A 19,923-nucleotide genomic window follows, 5' to 3' on the forward strand; every position below is an offset into this window, starting at 1 on the left:
AGCGTCACTGCACGACGACAGCCGTATCGGTCAATTAATCGAGCTGGCCGGATTCTTGACGGAGTTGTTCCGCCGCCGCAATGGCCAGCAAATCAGACCATAATTCTGCATTTGCCCTAGCCTTGCCAGTCCTTTTCGACGTAGCAATATCGTTGAATAGCAAGTAGAGCAGTGTTTTTACAAGAGGCGCATCATTTAATCTTCCCTTGCCAGGATTGAGCATTGTCCGGTATTTGCGATTAATTTTGATCGTGTTCCTTACAGAATCAACTTTGACAAAATCATCGTCGGCAAGATCAGCCCAAATGACATCGACCGGATCGCTGCTTTTCAAAATAGCGTCACTCTCGATTGCTTCCCTGATGGCTGGCGCAAGGCCGCGACCACCCTCTGCCAACGGATTAGGGTTGCCAGATTTCTTGTTAGATTCGCGCAATACTGCCACGGCATCGTCGCATACGTCGTCAAAAGTCTTCTGTGGATTTTCAGGGTCCCGCAGGCTAGCAATAAACCGGTGGAAGCCTTCGCCAAGTCGCACCGAACCTTTTTGTGGACTGATTGTGATATATTTTTCAATCACTCGCGGATCATCAATGACAACCCGCAGCAGCTTATAGTTTTTGCGTGACTCCTGCAGCCCACACCAGCCACCTTGGGTGATTAAACGATTCGCAATGTATACATAAAAGCCTTGGTGTCCGAGTGCGTCCTTGCCTTCTAGCTGAAATTCGTCTGTGTTAGACCGGTTCGTCCAAATATGTGCGGTGATTCCAAGTGAGTCTTGTTGCCCGTGTTCGCGCAGGTTTAGGGGATAGTGCTTATCACCGGATTTTCGGTAACCACATGGATTGATGGGCCTGATGTCTGGAGTAGCCACGGGAAAATTTCCATCGTAAAGCAGGAAGATTTTGATGTTTATCCGAGCGTCCTCGAGAAAGCGATGGTAACGGACACCGAGGTGCCTGCGTAATTTCTCGGTTGTTCGGGAAAGGAAGGCGTTAGCTTCTGTCTCCTCGTTGCCCTCATAAACCCCGTGCAGGTCATTCCACAAGATCGACGTGCCACGTTTTAGATCGACCAGGCGGTCGCGCAGATTCCAAACCTGGGTCAGAGCTTTTTCTTGCAATACTCCTGCTGTAAAACTCTCTTTGTGTAATTGGATTCCCTCCGGGAATTGTCCTTTGACCCGGGATAATACCGTTACGGTATTGGCGTTGGCATACGAACCTTCTTTTAAACCCATGCCGTAAATACCGATGGTCTTCTGCGAGTGAGCTTCGTGCCCACCTAAGCGCAACACGCGCTCCATCTTTGCTGCGTCCATGCCGACGCCATCATCATGCACAGCGAGTTGCGTGAGCTTATTGTCGTCCACGTGTAAGACGATGCTGATGTTGCTGGCTTCGGCATCGATGGAGTTGTCCACCAACTCATCGATACCAGAGCAAATATCGTGATTTGCCCCGAGCGCGTGCTGGATAGATTCAGACGGCGCGAGGTGGAGCGTCCTAGCGAACTCCACTGACCTGTTGCTCTTTGTCATTTCTGTGCTCGGCTCTAGTCGTCGGTGTCCAACCCGTCCACAATCCGCACGGTCTCCATCGCCACGCGCGTGACCTTGCCAATCAGGTCCACGATGTAGCGCGGATTGCCCACATCATCGGCCCAATCATTCGGGTCATTCACAATCCCCGAAGTTTTGTCTTTCTTCACCTGGTACCGATCAATCAACCATGCCAACGCTGAGCGCGAGCCCAGCATGTACTCATCCGCCTCTGCCGGAATACCGGAGATGGTCACCTGCTTGTTGTAAATCAGCTTCGTCACGTCGTTGACGTTCTTACCCGTTTCCGGATCCTTGCGCTTGGCCCACTTCATCTTCTGCACGCGCCAGGTCTCACGGTTGGACTCATCACCCTTGACCTGAATATCCAGCGGCCACGGTTCCACGGACTCATAATCCACGTGCAACGCCATGAGTTCCTTACCAGCTACAGCGAACTTATCGAACTCCGCACGCGAACTCGGTGTTTCAATATGCGGCAGCATCTTCTTCAAATCCGCCGCATACCGTGTGCGATAACCCGGATCATGCAACTTGCCGTACACAAAGTGGAAAATGTCATCACCCGAGACATCACCGCCCAACGCATCCCGGTAAATCTGCTTAATCTCCTCCGTGATGTTGTCTACGCGCACATACCCATCAACAACCTCACCGACCTGACCATAGACACTGGCTTCGCTTTGCTTGACGACGTTCCCCTTACCGAATAGGCCACCGTCCTCGGCATCGACTGGTGCCCAGGTGAAGCGGGGGAAGAACTGGCCTGTATATGTAAAGAACGACAAATCTGGGATTAGTTCTGTAGCTAGCACTGCGAATTCAGCTGCATCGCGAGGGGCCATGACGATGAAACCGATATTGGAGTGCTCTGGGGTTGGGAACATTGACGGGAGTTGGCTCATTCGATGAACCAGAGCATCATCATAATACGCCTTCGCTGACACGAATGGTCGGTACAACGATTTGACAATTTTTGCCGAAGTAAAAGGTCCTATGGGCTTATTCTTTTCCAACCTGCTAGTTAAGCTCGAAGACCACTTTATTGAATCCGGCCGAACATATTCAGGATGGCCACTTAAGAAGTCCGCGGATGATTGTGTTAATGGTTTTGCCTCTACAGCTTGATTAAATGTCAAAATATGCTTCTCTAGGTTACTTTTCAAACGCGAAGTAGAATAGTTATAAACCCAAGCGTCGCGGTTAGTGCCTAATCCTAGCGAAAGTATTTTAAAGAATTTCTGTGCTTTTTCTTTCTTGTCACCAATAACCGGCCATGTCTCGAATTCTTCAGAGCGTTGGTTCAGCCAATCGCCTTCTTTGTTCGGTTCGATAGTCTGCCAATTAACGGTTTCAATCGCGCAGGAATTGACGATACTGAGCTTTTCATCGCGATCAGCACCATCAGGAGTTTGAGTGTAGTTCAACGAGAAACTCGTTTTACTTGGGTCTTTTACACCAACAATTACAGCGATAGTTGTCTGCGATCCAGAGCCGAAGATTTGTCCACCTTCAGCTCGCCAATTTGAACTGCGCATATTACCGCGAAGGTTAAATAAATACAGATCGGTGAAATCTTCGGCCATCGACAAGCGCACGCCGTCACCCGTATTGCCGTCAATCCAACCACCGTTTGATACGAAGGCAACCACGCCCTGGTCGCCGATGCGGTCGGTAGCCCAGCGGAAAGCTCGCAAATAGGAATCATAGAGGGTTCGCTGAGAAGTCGCCGTGGATTTAGCCACGTAGGTGTCCGCGATGCGCTTATCCAGGCTGGGGTACTTCTGGTTGGCGTTGAGATCGTTCGCGGACTTTTGGCCGGCGGAATACGGCGGGTTGCCAATCACCACGTTGATGGGCGCGTTCTTCTGTCGCTCGATGGTGGCGTTATTTTCGCGGAAAATGTTGAGGTCCGGAATATCGCCGTCTTCGTGGACCTGGAAGGTATCGGCAAGCGCGATATTCATAAACGGCACGTAGTCTGGAACCGGTTCGCCGTTGCGCTGCGCGGCTTCCTCACGCAAGGCGTTGTAGGTGGTCTCGATATTAACGGCGGAGACGTAGTACGCCAGCAGCATGATTTCGGTGGCGAATAGCTCGTTGGCATATTTGCGCGCCAAGTCTTCCGGCTTGATGAGGCCAGACTGCAGCAGGCGCACCATGAACGTCGAGGTCCCAGCGAAGGGGTCCAGGATACTTACACCCTCATCGCTAAGCCCCTTGCCAAAGTGCTTTTGGGAGACCTCATCGGCTGCGCGCAGGATGAAGTCCACGATTTCCACCGGAGTGTAGACAATGCCGAGGGCTTCCGCTTGCTTCTTGAAGGCTTTACGGAAAAAGCGCTCATACAGATCCTTGATCACCTGCTGCTTACCCGAAGCAGAGGTCACCTCAGAGGCGCGAACGCGCACGGAATCGTAGAATTTCTCCAGCGATTCCCTTTCACTGTCCAGGTGTGCGTCCTGCAGCGCATCCGTCATACGCTGCATTACCTGGGCCACCGGGTTGTTCTCAATGAAGTCGTGGTTATCGAACAACGCGTTGAACACCGGGGCAGTGATCAGGTGCTGCGAAAGCATCGAGATGGCATCGGCTCCACCAATCCCGTCGTTCAGGTTATTACGCAGGCCGTCGACGAAGTCATCGAATTCAGCACGCAAGTGCTTGTCCGCGCCGTCGACAAGCTTAGTAATGCGGGTGACCTGGTTTTCGGCAATCTTGGCTACATCATCGGCCCAGTCTTCCCAATACGTGCGCGAACCAACCTTATCCACCAACTTGGTGTAGATGGCTTCCTGCCACCGCTCCAAAGAAAACAACGCGATCTGCTTCGCTGTGTCTTCGTCAGTGGCATTACCGGTCGGGGAGGGAGCAGGATTGACGATCGGCTCTTTAGGTTTCACAACTGGGTCCACGACAACCGGCAGCTCGTCTGGGTTGCCTTCGTTCAACGCGATGGAGTTGATCTTCGCATTGAAGCGATCATCGTGGGCACGCAGCGCGTTTAGGATCTGCCAGACCACCTTGAAACGCGTGTTGTCGTTGAGCGCCTGCGACGGGCTCACCCCAGGAGGCACCGCGACCGGCAGAATAATATAGCCATAGTCTTTGCCCTCTGCCTTACGCATCACGCGGCCGACAGACTGCACCACATCCACCATGGAGTTACGAGGTTGGAAGAAGATCACCGAATCCAGCCCCGGCACATCCACGCCTTCCGACAGGCAGCGCGCGTTGGTCAAAACCCGGGATTCCGTCGGGGCAATATCAGCTTCCAGCCAGTTGATCCGCGAAGAACGCTGCATCGCGTTCATGGTGCCGTCGACATGCTGGGCTGCCACAGCCACATCCGTGTTGTGCAGGCTGATGTCTTCCAGCGCGGCGTGCTCGTGCAGCGATTCCTGGTGCGCGGCCACCAAAGCAGGGAAGGAATCTGCGATCTGCTTCGAATGTTTGATGTCTTTCGCAAAAGCTACCGTGCGTTGCATCGGCTTGGCATTAACCTCGAAGCCGTCCTTGGTGCCCTGCAACTTGCCAGAGCGTTTCGCCAGCGCATTCCACGCGCCGATGATCGCCGAGGCCGTCGTGAGGTTCACTAATTGCCCTGGGGCATTGGCAAGGGCTTCTGCGGCGACGTCCTCGTCGACCGTCATCACCAACACCTTGTAGTCGGTAAGCAACCCGCGCTCGACGGCCTCGCCAAAGCCTAACCGGTGAAACTCCGGGCCGTAGACGCCTTCATCATCCATCGATGCCAACTCAGCCGAGTGGTCTGCGGCTTTGTCCTTGACGTCGTCGTCGAAAAGCTTCGGCGTGGCCGTCATATACAGGCGCTTGTCGACCTTGAGGTAGTCGGCGTCGTGGATGCGGACGAAATTCGAGGCATCCTCACCAGCCAGCGTCACACCAGTGGTGCGGTGAGCCTCGTCGCAAATGACCAGGTCGAAATCGTCGAGGCCGTGCTGCTGCGCGTCGTGGACGGTGGGCAGCGACTGGTAGGTGGAAAACACCACGTGCAGCCCCGCACCGTGTTTGCCGGTATTAAAGATCTCCGCCAGGCGTGTGCCGTCGGTCGAGACCGGCACCTCGAGATCATAAGGCGCAATATCCTCCGCGCCCTTGCCCACCTTGGTGTCCGAGCACACCGCGAAGCTGCGCATATCGACGGTGGCCTGCGCAGTCCACTCACGCAGGGTTTGCGAGAGCAGCGCGATGGACGGAACCAGGAACAAAACCCGGGCACGGCCGCCACGCTGCTCGGCGAACTGTTCCGCCAGGCGCAGCGACGTAAACGTCTTGCCCGTACCGCAGGCCATGATCAGCTTGCCGCGATCATGGGTAGCAAAACCAGTTAAGGCCTTTTCGATAGCCTCAGATTGGTGCTTACGTGGCTGGAAAGCTTGCTTACGCTCCAGTTTCACTTGGATTTCTGAGCCAGGGAATGCCACATCCCAGTTCACCGGGGCAGAAGCAATATCTCCGATACCGATACGGCTGGTTTCAATGATTTGGTTCGCCAGCGCGGCCTCGGCATTCGAGGACCACTTATCCGTCGTCGAGATGATATAGCGGTGCGAGAAATGTTCCCGGCCCTTTTCCGTTTCGAAGGATTTTCCAGAGGCCTCAAAGAAGGAGTCGATGTGGCCTTTTTGGATACTGGTGGTCGGCTTATAAAACTTTGCCTGGATGGCGACCCAGCTGTCATCGGCCACGCGGTGGGCCACCATATCGATGCCCGTGTCAGTTTGGCCGTTGTTATAGCGCCAATCGGACCAGCGGCAGACCTCATCGAACTGCTCGGCCAGCGATGGTGTGGTGCGGAAGAAGTTCACCATGAGTTTTTCGAAGGCAATACCGTACTTGCCCTGCGGTTGATTCTCACGTAGCTGGTCCAGAACTTCTTCAAACGTAGCCATGCACCGATTATGCCTTACGAGGTTGCGGGTTGAGGTGCTTGGTGCACTTTGCCCAGCCTATGGTTCCTGGCCAGTGCCCGCGTTAATGATTCTATGCTGCACTGTCTTTCTTTTTGGAGGAAGTGGCCGTCGCTAAGTTGTAGCCAGATAGTGCCGCGAGTGCCACGACTATCCCCCAAATCGGAGAATCAGCAATGATCGAATACGCTGCAGCAACAACGATTCCTCCTAGGGCGGATGCTTGTTTTAAGGTCATTGTGTTGATTCCTTTCATTCAGGTCCCACAAGTATGGGGACCATTCGGGATTTAATTACCGTTGCAGCTGTTTCGGTGATTCTGGGTGATCTTCTTGCCATTTTTGATTTTTCTGCGAACCAGAATGAGCTGCGCCCATCGAGCATGACGATAAACCTCAGAATATGTCCATTAGCATAATAGTTAGCCTAGGTGCGCGGAGCTATGCACAGTATTCCGCGCATCCTACGGCTCGCCATAATTCTTTTCCAGTGTCTGCGTCGATGATCCGAGGATGCATTTTTCAATACTGCGCGCGTTGAAGAGCCAAAGGTCGCATTGTTTTCGCGGCGCGCTAGTTGAGGTGCCGCCCAATCAATTGTCCGTATCCGTGTATTCCGAGAGCGTTGAGGTGCAGCGGGATGTTTCCCGGTGCTGGTGGTGCAACGTCAAAAAGGTTACGCCACCAACGCTGCGGCGAACACATATCGTGGCCTTCAGAGGCAGGCCAGGCGTCGACAAAGGTGGCCCCATTGTGCTCGGCTACCTCACGCAGGTTGTTCTGCAAACGCTGCTCCGTAGCGGCAATGAGGGGAGTAGGGATAGGTAGCGGGTCAGATGAATGCAGCCCACTGTTCGCACATGTTGTGCCATCGCTTGTGACACGGGGATATCCAACCACCACAATCCTGGCATTCGGTGCGTGCTCGTGGATAACGTCGATGGCGTTCTGCAAGCCACTACGGACCGCGTGATCAACCGACTGCGTATCGAGTCCGTAACGGTAAGTATCGTTAGCCCCCGCAACAATAACGACGTTTCTCGTACTCCGGGTGAGATCGCCCTGTTCTGCAGCTGTGCGGAGAGTATCGTCGATACGAGGCTCACCACTAGCTAACGAAGCACCAGAACACTGATACTGATCCACTCGAGCGACGCCGGACGCCTGACGAATCTCGTCGGCGATGGCGCCGTCGGTAACGCAACCGACACCGGTGGTCATGATGTCTTTGCTGCTACCCGACGCATCGGAGCTCTTGCCTGGCATAGCAGAACTACTACTGGACGTATCAGTGGCGCTACCTGACGAAAGCGGCATGTTATTGCGCACAACATCGAAAGGTACGGGGTTGGCGACCACGCTGTCACCGGCTAATACGGTATTTCCCGGAGGTGCCGTATGAGCTGCGGCAGCACCAGCAGTAAGAGATGCAGTAGTGGCCACGATAGCAGTCAGTAGAGCGAGCTTAGTACGCATGCGTGTCCTAGCGGAATGAAAATGGTTTTGCGTTACACCTTAGTCAAACTTGTCGAACCACCGAAGATCCACAGTTGGGCGTAGCTTGACGCCTGATTCACCGTCCGCGCGAATCAGTTCCGCGAGACGGTCACCGCTAATGAGATCTACTGTGGGTACCGATGCCGTAGCAGCTTTACGGGCGGGTTCTGTGAACCGGCTCAGAGTGACGATAATGGCGCGCTCTGCTCCCTTGGTATGAGCATCGCGTTGGAAAAGCGCCACCGTATCACGGCCAATAGGCTTATCTGGGGCATAGCGCTTGACTTGTACTGCCACACGAGAAGAAAGCACTGAACTGATTGGTGCTGTACCGATGGCATCGACGCCTTCGTCACCAGAACCGCCGGTTTGTTGCAGGTGCAGGCCTTGTCGCCGAAGCAAATAGATAACAAACTTTTCGAAGCCGTCCGGCGATAATTGGTGGAGTCGTTCCAGTAGTTGACTCTTCCAATCTCTATCCATTTCTTCGTCGTCGGAGTCTTCGCGAATCTCTGCGTCAGAAATATCGTCTTCCACTTCAGAGTCTGTAGTTTTCGCTTCTTTTTCTAATTTCTTCCGCTGCCGTTGTGCTCGGGAAATCTCTCGATCAAGGTCTTGAACTTTGTCGAAAGCATCCACTTCCGTAAGCTCAAGAAGCTCTTCGCCTTTATCGGTGAGCAAATACATTCCTTGCCCTGGTTGTTCGAGCACACCAATTCGTTTAGCCGTAGTACGAGCCCACCCAATGCGGTCAATCAGCACAGAGAGATTTGGGCGAGTCGGATAAGTAATTTGCTGAAGGTTTTCTGAACCCGGGACTAGCTCCAATACGTGCTCGGTAATTTCGTTGGCCCTGGCAGATCCACCCAAAACATGCATCGCTTTGAGCACAGGCACAACGAGTTGCTGGTGGGTCGGAATTCCGCGTTCGGTAAAAGACTTATTTGATTCTGAAGCGCTCATTCTTCCATTCTCGCAGAGCTAGAATGCCAGGGAAGAATACGGCGAAAGGTAACCCCCAATGCTTTATCCCTACCGTGTGAACCTGGATTGGCTCTGGGGCACACCACCCGGTAACGACGGCACCCCCGCTACAGTGCGTGCAGTCCTCGAAGGCGCTGACGCCTGCGCATTAGCCCACGCCTGGCTGGAAAGCCTCTCGGTAGACGACAACGGCCACCGTGGCGAAGGTGGATGGGGAGCACAACTAGTACACGCCGAGGAACGCTCGCGCCGGGCCATCCTGGCGATCACTTCTGCCGGAGAAGACGTCGCAGATGGCATCGAAGACGGTACCGATAACCTGTACTGCTTCCTCGCCGAACAGGTGCGCGGTGTGGCAGAATCCGATCTCAACGTGGAATGGCAGGAGCTTGACCGTCGGCAAGCGTAACGGGGCAGCAGGCCACGGTGGGTGTAGCGCTTGGGCTCGAGCATGGTAGCTCTAGCGCTGTGGCTGTAGTGTGCTGCCGGTGGCGGCTAAAGTGTAGGGCATGAAACGCCTCTTGCTCATCGACGGACACTCCATGGCCTTCCGCGCTTTCTACGCGCTCCCGGCAGAAAATTTCTCCACCGGCGGCGGCCAGCACACCAACGCGGTCTACGGATTCCTCACCATGCTCACCGGCATCGTCGGCGATGAAAAACCCGACCACATCGCGGTGGCCTTCGACGTCGGGCGCAAGACCTTCCGCACCGAAAAATTCCCGGATTACAAAGCCCAGCGCGCGGCCACGCCAGAAGAATTCAAAGGCCAAGTTGAACTCATCCGCGAAGTCATCGAAGCACTCGGCATCACCACGCTCTCAGTCGAAAACTACGAGGCCGACGACATCCTCGCCACCCTGGCCACCGCAGCCGGGGCACAGTCCGGCGAATACGAAACCCTGATCGTCACCGGCGACCGCGACTACCTACAGCTGGTCAACGACATGACCACCGTGCTGTACCCTATGCGCGGGGTATCCAAGCTGCACCGCTTCACCCCGGATGCGGTAGAAGAAAAATACGGCTTGAGCCCGCAGCAATACCCGGACTTCGCCGCGCTACGTGGCGACCCATCCGATAACCTGCCCAACATCCCCGGCGTCGGCGAAAAAACCGCACAAAAATGGATCAAACAATACGGCAGCCTCGACGAGCTGATCGCACACGCCGACGACATCAAAGGCAAAGCCGGCAACAGCTTCCGCGAACGCATCGAACAAGTGCGCCTCAACCGTGAACTCACGCAAATGATCACCGATATGCAACTTTCGCACAGCCCGGATGATCTTTCTTTTGCCGACGTCGACGCCAACCAAGTGGCCGCCCATTTCGACGACCTCGAATTCGGCCCCAACCTGCGCGACCGCGTACTCGGCGTTTTCGGCGCTGAAGCCGAGATTGACGACACCCCCGAATTACCCGCCATCACACACGACGAAGCCACACTCACCGACTGGCTCGCGGAGCACACCGAAGGCGTCGCCATGTTCGTCGACGGCAACGGCGCGCCGGGCCAGGGTGATGCTACGGCGATCGCGCTCGTCGACACGAACCGACAGGGCATCACGGTGGTGCTGGAAGATCTTTCCGCCGACGAAGACAAAACCCTGGCAGAATGGCTTGCCGACGACAGCGCCAGCAAATATTTGCACGAGGCCAAAGCTGCCTTCCACATGCTGGCAGGCCGCGGCTACCAACTGCGTGGCATCAGCCACGACACCGCGATCGCCGCATATCTGCTGCGCCCAGGCCAGCGCGGTTATGATCTGGCCGATGTTTACCAGCGCCACCTGCAGAAGACCCTGCCGGGCGGGGAGGGGGAAACCCAGCAGCTGTTGGAAAAAGCCGGGGCGATCCTGGAATTGGCCGAGCTGCTCACCGCCGAGTTGCTGAAGATCGAGAGTTTCGAGCTCTACCGCGACCTGGAGCTGCCGCTAGTGCAGATCTTAGGAACCATGGAAGCCACCGGTATTGCCGTCGACCGTGACGTGTTGGACGAGCAAGCCGAGACCTTTGCCGAGATGGTGCGTGAAGAACAAGAGGCCGCCCGTGAGCTGGCCGGAGATGAAAACCTGAATTTGAACTCGCCTAAACAGCTGCAAACTGTGCTGTTTGAGACCCTAGATTTGCCGAAGACGAAGAAAACCAAAACTGGTTATTCCACCGCCGCTGGTGAGATCGAGGCTTTGGCGGCGAAACACCCGCACCCATTTTTGGACCGGCTGCTGGCACACCGCGAATACCAGAAAATGAAGACCACCCTGGAAGGGCTGTCCAAAACCGTGCAAGGCGATGGGCGCATTCACACCAGCTTCCACCAAACGGTGGCTTCGACCGGCCGGTTGAGCTCGTCAGATCCGAACCTGCAGAACATCCCGGTGCGCACCGAGGCCGGGCGCAAGATCCGCTCGGCCTTCCAGGTCAGTGAAGGTTTTGAAACACTGCTGAGTGCGGACTACTCGCAGATCGAAATGCGCGTGATGGCGCACTTATCCGGCGATCCGGGGTTGATCCAGGCTTACCAAGAAGGCGAAGACCTGCACAATTACGTCGGTTCGCGCGTGTTCGACGTCCCGGTGGAAGAAGTCACCCCGGAACTGCGACGACGGGTTAAGGCGATGTCTTACGGCCTGGTGTACGGCTTGTCTGCTTATGGTTTATCGCAGCAGCTGAATATTCCACCGGGGGAGGCGAAAAAGATCATGGAAAACTACTTCGCCCGCTTCGGTGGGGTGAAGCAGTACCTAGATGAGGTCGTCGAAAAGGCCCGGCATGATGGCTTTACCTCAACGGTGTTTGGCCGGCGTCGTTATTTGCCGGAGCTGAACTCAGATAACCGCGTTGCCCGGGAAAACGCCGAACGGGCCGCGTTGAATGCGCCGATTCAGGGCACTGCCGCAGACATCATTAAGGTGGCGATGATTCGCGTCGACGACGCGCTGCGGGAAGCGAAGCTGCGATCCCGGGTGCTGTTGCAGGTGCACGACGAGTTAGTCGTGGAAATCGCGCAAGGCGAGCTAGAGCAGGTCCGCGAGCTGGTGGAACGCGAAATGGATCAAGCCATCACGCTGACTGTCCCGTTGGAGGTATCTACCGGCTCGGGCACCAACTGGCAAGCCGCCGAGCACTAGCCTCGCTAGCACCCGGCAGCATTCTGGAGTGCTGGAGAGCCAACCGCGAGTTGCTCGGCATTGTGGTCGGGGCGTGAGCCACTTCTTCTAGGTTCGAAACTCGAAGACTAAGCTGCCTGCATCTGGCTGGTCGGAGCCGTGCTTGCCGACGGTCGGCGCTGGCAATCCCGCGCGGCCGAAGAGGTAATACAGTTCTTCCCGGCTGCGCAGCTGCTCGCCGTACAGTGCAAAGGTGACCAGTGCGCTCTCGGCACTAGATCGCTGGGCACTAGATCGCTGGGCACTAGACTGCGCGGCGGTAGCACGTGAGGCAGCAGACGGTGTGGAGAAACCGGTTTCACCAGTGGAATCCGGCAACCGGCATTGGCAAGCAAGCCGCAGCGAATTTGCCCCGGCTTGTTGTTGCTTGCGGTAGAGATCCTGCAGATACTCGGTTGCCGCCGCATCGTCGCGTTGGGCCAGATCCGCGGTCACCGGAATGACTGAGTTAGTTGCGTCGGTTGCGTCTGTTGTTTCGGTTGCTTCGGTTGGTGCTGCTGCGGTGCCTAATCCCGTGGCTGTCCCGGCCGCAGCCGTAACTCCCGGGTGGTAGCCGTCGACAAGCGCGGTACGCAGGTGCACAAGACCCGCCAGTGCTGTTTGGTTACGCTGATTGTTATCAGATAGCTGCTCGACGGTGGCGTCTTCGGCCAGAATCCGGCCAGAAGCAGTCAATTGCCACTGCGCAGGCGTGGCACGGAAAACCAAGCCCAGGGTTTCCAGGTACACCAGCAGTTTTTCTAACCCAGCCGGTTGGGTATTTGTGGCTGCGGCAAGCTCGTGCACATCACGCGGGGCTGTGGCCAAAGTGGTGCCCAGCCCAACAGTTACTGCCGTGCGAATGGCGAAAGCCGCGGTGAGGTCACTCAGGGCAGCAAATTCTGCTTGAGCGTTGTGGATTGGTGTACCGTTCCCGGCATGCCCATCCTTGTGCGGTGTCAATTGTGCTGGTTCGGCAGTGTTCGTTGTTGCGGTATGCGCGCTGGGACTGGCCAACGTTTCTGGCGCCCGGCGTGGTGGCGTGGAGTAGTGCTTCGTACGGGATTTCCAATAACCAGAAAAATGCATCTGATGTTTACGCAGCCCCTTGGCCTCCTGCAGCCACCGGCGAATTGGTTTCAAACTGGCAGACTCGCCAGCCACCCAGGCGAAGACTTCGCCGTCCCACCAGTCGGTGGTGGAGATGGCGTCGTACAGTGTGTGCCCATCGCTCCGGAATAACCAGGTGATTTCCACGCCATCTGGGCAGGGGAGTTGTTGGCGGTGGGAATGCTCGTTAACCAAGATGAAAAATTTTCCGCGCTGCCCGGCAGGCCATTCTTCTAGCCAACGGCTCAGCGCGGGCAACGCGGTGGCATCGCCGGCGGCAAGGATCCAGTCAGCGCCTTGCGGTTGGGAAGACGTCGACTTCGGGCCTGCGATTTGCAGAATATCGCCGGGTTGGGCTTGCGACGCCCACGAGGTGGCGGGGCCGGAGCCGTGCAAAACAAAATCTACATCCAGCTCGCCGTGCTGGCTATTGAAACGGCGCACGGTATAAGTTCGGCGTGGCGACGACGAAGATTTTGCAGGCCAATCTAGCTTGCGATCCCGCTGCGTTGGGCCCACGGGTTTATCTCCGGGAGCCTGCGGCAGGATTAGTTTGATGGAGTCGTCGAAATTATCTGAGCGAAACTCTGGGACGACGTAGCCGTTGTCGGCAGTATGCGCTGCTAGTTGTGGGCCGCCCAAGGTGACCCGACGCATGCCGTCGGTGACATCCTGGACGCGCAGCACCTGCAAAAATCGGGTGCTTGCTGGGTACGAAGTACGTGTGCGGGCCATAAGCCCATTTTAGTCGTACTTTGCCAGCTGGCAGAGGCCAGGTTAACCCCGGCCTATTGCATTCAGAAACCCAGCTTGATGGACAAGACAGGTGCCTTTAAGCTTGCCCGTTTCCGAGTTTGATGTTCATTCCTGGAACAGAATTGATGAGATTGCGAGTATATTCTTGCTCCGCATTGCGGAACAAGTTTTCGGTGGTGTTTTTTTCCACCAGGTTTCCGTTCTGCAATACAACTACGTCGTCTGCGGATTGCCGAACCACTGCAAGATCGTGAGTAATAAAGAGGTAAGAGAGATTATGCTCATCCTGCAGATTCTGTAATAACTTAAGAATCTGGTCTTGGACCAAAACATCGAGCGCAGAAACAGCCTCATCGAGGACAAGCACCTCGGGGTTTAATGCCATGGCGCGAGCGATAGCGATTCGTTGTCGTTGTCCACCCGAAAGCTCATTAGGGAATCTCTGCATAGCTGAAGCAGGCATTGCAACCATATCCAACAGTTCAGCGACTCGTCTTTGCCTTTCTTTCCTGTTGCCACGCTTATGCAGGATTAGTGGTTCCTCGATTGATTTATAGATCGAGTACATGGGATCCAAGGACCCATAAGGGTTCTGGAACACAACTTGCATCTTTTCCCGAAGATTGAACAATTGTTTCTTGGAAAATTTAGATACGTCTTCACCATTGAATTTAATGGTTCCAGAGGTAGGCTCAAGCAGCTGCAACACCATGTTCGCGATTGTTGATTTACCCGACCCGGATTCACCAACCATTGCAAGTGTCGTTCCACGACGTACGTTGAACGACACATCGTCGACAGCCTTAAAGACATCTTTCCCACGACCGCGCTGAGCAAATTCCTTTGTCAGGTTAGCTACTTCGATGACGAAATCGTTGTCGGCACTGATCGGTTCACCCGAAGTTGGCTGTGAATCCGTGCCGTCGCTGTTCTCGTTGACCGTCGCATTCTCGGAGTACCGCGCGGTGTTGATTGACGGGGCAGCTTGTACTAGGCGTTGCGTATACGGGTGTTGTGGGTCCTGCAGAATTTCTTGAGAGGGACCAGATTCAACGATCCGACCCCTGTGCATAACTACTAGATGTTCCGCGCGTTCGGCTGCTAGCCCAAGATCGTGGGTCACGAGTAGTACCGCAGTGCCGAGTTCTTCTGTCAAACTAGCGAGGTGATCCAGGATCTTACGCTGCACAGTAACGTCGAGAGCCGAAGTAGGCTCGTCTGCGATGAGCAGTTGTGGTCGGGCAGCTAGGCCAATGCCGATGAGAGCGCGCTGACGCATACCTCCAGAGAATTCGTGGGGGTACTGCTTTGCTTTCTTTGCAGCGTCCGGTAGCCCCGCTTCGGTAAGCAATTGGGCGACTTTTTCGTCTTTGTCTGCGCCGTCGAGAGCATTGTTCGCTTTCAAAGACTCGGTGACCTGTGTACCGATTTTCCAGACTGGGTTGAGGTTTGACATCGGATCTTGGGGGACTAGACCAATTTCCGCGCCCCGAATTTGTTGAAAACGTTTTTCTGATGCCTTCGTCAGGTCTTCACCATTGAAAAGAATCGATCCGCCTTCAATCTTTCCATTTTTGGGCAGTAGACCAATGATCGACATTGCTGTCGTGGATTTACCCGAACCTGATTCACCAACAATGGCTACAGTTTCTCCGGGATAAACTTCTAGGTTTGCTCCGCGTACTGCATGTACATCTCCGCCGGACGAGGAGAAAGTGATATTCAAGTCTTTGAGCTCGAGCAGCGGCTTTGAATTATCGCTCATGGTTAACGTTTCCTCGCTTTCGGATCGAGCGCATCTCGGACGACATCACCCATAAGAATGAAACCGAGAACGGTAAGAACCAGACCGCCCGCTGGGTAGAACAAAATGGAAGGTCGCGTACGTAGACTGTCCTGAGCCGCGGAAATATCGCCACCCCAGCTAACCACGTTGGAAGGAAGACCAATGCCAAGAAACGATAGAGAAGCTTCAGCTACGATGAACACGCCGAGGGAGACTGTCGCGTAGACAATGATCGGGGCCGTCGAGTTAGGCAGGATGTGCTTAAACAGAATTTTCGATGAAGATGCACCGAGCGACTTGGAAGCGGTCACGTATTCTTCTTGTTTGGTTGACATGACAGTTCCTCGCGTAATGCGGGCGATGCTTACCCAACCGAAAATGCCTAAGACGAATACTACAGACCAGATTGAGCGGGAATCGCGGAACATTTGCATAAACACGATTGCTGCAAGAAGAAGGGGGACAGCAAAAAATACGTCTATGATACGGGAGATGACTGAGTCGATCCATCCTCCGACGTAACCGGCGATTGCCCCGATAGCGGTACCCAGTACTGTAACGAACAAGGTGGCGAAAATACCGACGAGAACGGAGGCGCGTGCGCCATAAATTACTCGAGCGTAAATGTCACAACCTTGACGGTTGAAACCAAAAGGGTGACCCGACTCAGGCCCAGCGAGTGATTTTGAGAGCTCACAGTAGCGCGGATCTACATTGGTAAACAAGCTGGGAAATGCAGCCATGAGGCAAGCAACAAGGATGAGTAGTCCAGAGATCCAGAACAATGGCCGTTTTCGCAGTGACTTCCATGCTTCGCCCCATTGCGATTGAGGTGCCCCAGCATCTTTGACAGCGTCAACTGCGCCGAGACCTTGCTCATCAGTATCGGCGACGAAATGCTTGTGATGTGGGCGCAGTGAAGGTTTTTGAGCTTTATTGGTCATAACGGATCCTTGGGTCTAGAACTGCGTACAGCAAGTCAACGAGCAAGTTCGCGATGATGTAGATAATCACCAGTACGGTTGTGAATGAAACGACGGTCGCAGGTTCACCTCGGATGATTGCTTGGTAGAGCGTGCCGCCAACACCGTTAATTCCGAAAATTCCCTCCGTAATAATGGCGCCACCCATGAGGGCTCCCAAGTCTGCGCCTACAAAAGTCACCACTGGAATCAAAGAATTTCGCAGGACATGCCGACGCATCAGCTGGCCTTCCGGTAATCCTTTGGCACGGGCAGTCCGTACATAGTCAGCTTGTAGATTTTCGGCAACTGATTGGCGGGTTAACCGGATGACGTAAGCAAACGAAATAGCGCCCAGCACTAAAGCAGGAAGAATCAGGGCAGTGAATGATTCGTTGGTTCCGACTGTGGGAGGCAGTAAGCCCCATTTGATACCCACGAGAAATTGGAGAACGAAACCAAGAACAAAGCCGGGAATCGCGATTAGTAGCAGGGACATCACGAGGACAGTGGAATCAAAGACGCCACCTTTGCGGATTCCGGCAATAAAACCGAAAGCAATACCTAGTATGGTCTCAAAAAATACAGCCATAAAGGTGAGCTTGATGGTGACAGGAAAAGCATTCGCCATTACTGCACTGACCGAACGGCCAGAGAAGGTAGTGCCGAAGTCTAAGGTGATAATGCCTTTGAGATAAAGCAGGTACTGCACTAAGAACGGCTTATCGAGATTATATTCTTCGGTAATAGCTTTGCGGGCAGCTTCGGTAAGCCCTCGGTCGCCGCCGAGAGCATCTACAGGGTCTCCGGGCATTAAGAAGACAAGGGCGAACACGAGGAATGTTGCGCCGAAGAATACCGGGATCATCTGCAGGACGCGACGCCCTACGTAATTCAACATTTTCGGAATCTTTCTAAAGCGAGAATTATAGTTCGTTTTTATGGGGTAGAGGTGTAAGTGGGTAGTTCTCGCAATCGACCTGCGTGAAATCCCGACAGCTTATTTGCAATTTGGACGCAAGTTAAGCGTTGGCGCGTATAGGTTGTTGCTCATCACCATTACGAGATAACTACGTTAATTCTCCTTAATTCTATGACTAGGTTAACAATCTGATTGGAGGTAGTTTATAGGTTACTCGTGCTGCAAAAAAGTTTTCCTTCGATACTGTCGACGTGATATTTACTACATCCGGCTGGATCTATGTTGGCTAAATGAGTTGCAGTGGGATGTGTTGTGCGGCAGGGGTGCTTGACAATGCGGGGTGTTGTCGAATTCTTGTTGGACAATGTAATTGTTTTGGGTGACAAGTGTTATTGTTTAGTCAACAGTGTGATTCAGCTTGTAAATTGTTGTGATCCAGCTGGAAGATTTTTGCTGTGACTCTTTGGAAAGGCGTCGAAGTATGAAGTTCAAAAAGATTACTGCCGTGATGGCTGCGCTAACCCTCGGTAGTGGGTTAGTGGCATGTTCGGATGATTCCGGGACGGGTGCCGCCGGTGCAGACGCGGACGGTGTGGTCTCTGTGTATGGTGGCGAGCCACAAAATCCGCTTATCCCTTCGAATACATACGAAGCTTTGGGTGGTCGCGTCATTGATATGATCTATTCCGGCCTTCTCACGTATGACACTGACGGTAATACGCAGTACGAAGTTGCCGAAAGTATCGAAAGCAACGATGACAACACGGAATTCACGGTCACATTGAAAGACTGGGAATTCGCAGATGGTACTCCAGTGACTTCGAACTCATTCGTCGATGCCTGGAATTATTCCGTCAAAGAGTCACACATGACTTCTTTCTTCATGGAGCCGATCGTTGGATACGAACCCGGTAGCGAAAGCATGGAAGGCCTGGAAGTTGTCGACGATAAGACTTTTAAGATCAAACTTTCGCACCCAGTTTCTGACTTTAAAGAACGCCTAGGCTACACCGCGTTCTTCCCGCTGCCACCAGAGGCCTTCGACGATATCGAAGCGTTTGGTGAAAAGCCCAATGGCAACGGCCCATATGTTCTTGAAGAGTGGAATCACAACAGTAATCAGTTGATGTTGCCTAACGAGAACTATCCCGGGGACCGCAAGCCCCAAAACGGAGGTATTAACTACGTCCATTACGCCAGCACTGACGCGGCCTATGTGGATGTAGTGGCGGGCCAGCTGGATGTCCTTGATGGTATTCCGACCGCAAGCTTCTCAGTGTTCGAAGATGACCTCGGTTCTGAAAGGACTTATAGCGAACCAACCGCTATCATTCAGGCTTTTAACATCCCAACAGGTCTCGAACATTTCGAAGGCGAAGAGGGTGCCTTGCGTCGTCAAGCTATTTCCATGGCGTTTGACCGTGAAGAGATCACCGAGGCCATCTATCAGGGAGCAGCTACTCCGGCTGTCGACATGTCGTCCCCGGTTCTTCCGGGATTTAACGACAGCATCGAAGGTAATGAGGTCTTTGAGTTCAACCCAGACAAAGCTAAAGAGCTTTGGGAACAAGCGAACGACATCAATGACTGGGGAAACTCTAGTTTTAAGATTGCTATCAATGCTGACGGTGGAAGCGCAGCTTGGGCTGATGCGGTAACCAACGCACTGAGGAACAATCTGGATATTGATGCTGAAACCGACGCTTATCCGGATTACAAGTCGCTTCGTGACGACATCACTAACGGCACCATTGAGACTGCTTACCGTGCTGGCTGGCAGGCAGATTACCCATCGATCGGTAACTTCATTGAGCCGCAGTTCTCGACTGGAGCAGAGTCTAACGACACGGATTACAGCAATCCTGAGTTTGACGAGTTGATGAAGAAAGCTGCTGAGGCTCCGACTGCGGAAGAAGCAGCTGAAATCTACAACGAGGCACAAAAGATTCTGTTCAAGGATTTGCCTACGATTCCGCTGTGGTACAGCCACACGGTAGCTGGGTGGAGCGAGTTTGTTGACAATGTCTCCTTCAACTGGCGCGGCGATGTGGAGTACTACAAGCTGACGAAAAAGTAATTCGGGAAATAATTGATTGACCGGATTAACATGCCGACGGGGTTCTCTCCGTCGGCATTTTTGTTGCCAATCACAATGACTGAATTAAAACGGTTGCAGATATAAGTTTCCCAGCCTAGAATTCAGGGGGCATGTCTATGCGTTGGAAGTGCGTGAACTCTGATAGGAAGTTTGACGCGC

Annotated in this window: 12 protein-coding genes; 3 read left to right on the forward strand and 9 right to left on the reverse strand. The window is 54.0% G+C overall.

Going from position 1 to position 19,923, the window contains the following annotated elements; genetic code table 11:
* Nucleotides 1-34 precede the first annotated feature (34 nt).
* From L9H78_RS04745 to L9H78_RS04765, 5 genes are all read right to left on the reverse strand, one after another.
* Entirely contained in the window at nt 35-1,426 is a 1,392-nt protein-coding gene (locus tag L9H78_RS04745) for an ATP-binding protein (RefSeq protein WP_249620641.1), read from the reverse strand.
* 131 nt (nt 1,427-1,557) lie between these two features.
* On the reverse strand, nt 1,558-6,480 hold the full coding sequence (locus tag L9H78_RS04750) for a DEAD/DEAH box helicase (RefSeq protein WP_249620642.1): 4,923 nt from the start codon (nt 6,478-6,480) through the stop codon (nt 1,558-1,560).
* A 91-nt stretch (nt 6,481-6,571) separates the two neighbouring features.
* A complete protein-coding gene (locus tag L9H78_RS04755) occupies nt 6,572-6,736 on the reverse strand; it encodes a hypothetical protein (RefSeq protein WP_021352231.1) in 165 nt (54 codons plus the stop codon).
* Between the two features lie 334 nt (nt 6,737-7,070).
* A complete protein-coding gene (locus L9H78_RS04760) occupies nt 7,071-7,973 on the reverse strand; it encodes a GDSL-type esterase/lipase family protein (protein WP_249620643.1) in 903 nt (300 codons plus the stop codon).
* Between the two features lie 39 nt (nt 7,974-8,012).
* A complete protein-coding gene (locus L9H78_RS04765; protein WP_023019556.1) occupies nt 8,013-8,957 on the reverse strand; it encodes a restriction endonuclease in 945 nt (314 codons plus the stop codon).
* Between the two features lie 58 nt (nt 8,958-9,015).
* On the opposite strand from L9H78_RS04765, the gene L9H78_RS04770 reads away from it, so the two are divergent.
* Nucleotides 9,016-9,387, forward strand: coding sequence for a hypothetical protein (locus tag L9H78_RS04770; RefSeq protein WP_249620644.1), 372 nt, complete (start codon nt 9,016-9,018; stop codon nt 9,385-9,387).
* Between the two features lie 100 nt (nt 9,388-9,487).
* Nucleotides 9,488-12,112 (forward strand): DNA polymerase I, encoded by a 2,625-nt coding sequence (gene polA / locus L9H78_RS04775; protein WP_249620645.1) that lies wholly within the window; start codon nt 9,488-9,490, stop codon nt 12,110-12,112.
* A gap of 87 nt (nt 12,113-12,199) precedes the next feature.
* On the opposite strand, the gene L9H78_RS04780 is transcribed toward polA, so the two are convergent.
* The 4 genes from L9H78_RS04780 to L9H78_RS04795 form a co-directional block, all read right to left on the reverse strand.
* Nucleotides 12,200-13,975 carry a siderophore-interacting protein gene (locus L9H78_RS04780; RefSeq protein WP_249620646.1) on the reverse strand — a complete coding sequence of 592 codons (1,776 nt, stop codon included), beginning with the start codon at nt 13,973-13,975 and terminating at the stop codon, nt 12,200-12,202.
* A 97-nt stretch (nt 13,976-14,072) separates the two neighbouring features.
* Nucleotides 14,073-15,761 carry a dipeptide ABC transporter ATP-binding protein gene (locus L9H78_RS04785; protein WP_249620647.1) on the reverse strand — a complete coding sequence of 563 codons (1,689 nt, stop codon included), beginning with the start codon at nt 15,759-15,761 and terminating at the stop codon, nt 14,073-14,075.
* Nucleotides 15,762-15,763: 2 nt separating this feature from the next.
* A complete protein-coding gene (locus L9H78_RS04790) occupies nt 15,764-16,726 on the reverse strand; it encodes an ABC transporter permease (RefSeq protein ID WP_126849679.1) in 963 nt (320 codons plus the stop codon).
* Complete coding sequence (locus L9H78_RS04795) at nt 16,716-17,645, reverse strand: ABC transporter permease (protein ID WP_249620648.1); 930 nt, start codon at nt 17,643-17,645, stop codon at nt 16,716-16,718. Before L9H78_RS04795 ends, L9H78_RS04790 begins: the two co-directional genes overlap by 11 nt.
* A 502-nt stretch (nt 17,646-18,147) precedes the next feature.
* Between L9H78_RS04795 and L9H78_RS04800 the strand changes: the two genes are divergently transcribed.
* The gene (locus L9H78_RS04800) at nt 18,148-19,743 is read left to right on the forward strand and encodes a peptide ABC transporter substrate-binding protein (RefSeq protein WP_249620649.1); all 1,596 of its coding nucleotides are present in this window, start codon (nt 18,148-18,150) and stop codon (nt 19,741-19,743) included.
* The last annotated feature ends 180 nt before the right edge of the window (nt 19,744-19,923 follow it).

Origin of the sequence: Corynebacterium pseudodiphtheriticum (assembly GCF_023509295.1) — a bacterium.
In the GTDB taxonomy this organism is placed as follows: Bacteria; Actinomycetota; Actinomycetes; order Mycobacteriales; family Mycobacteriaceae; genus Corynebacterium; species Corynebacterium pseudodiphtheriticum.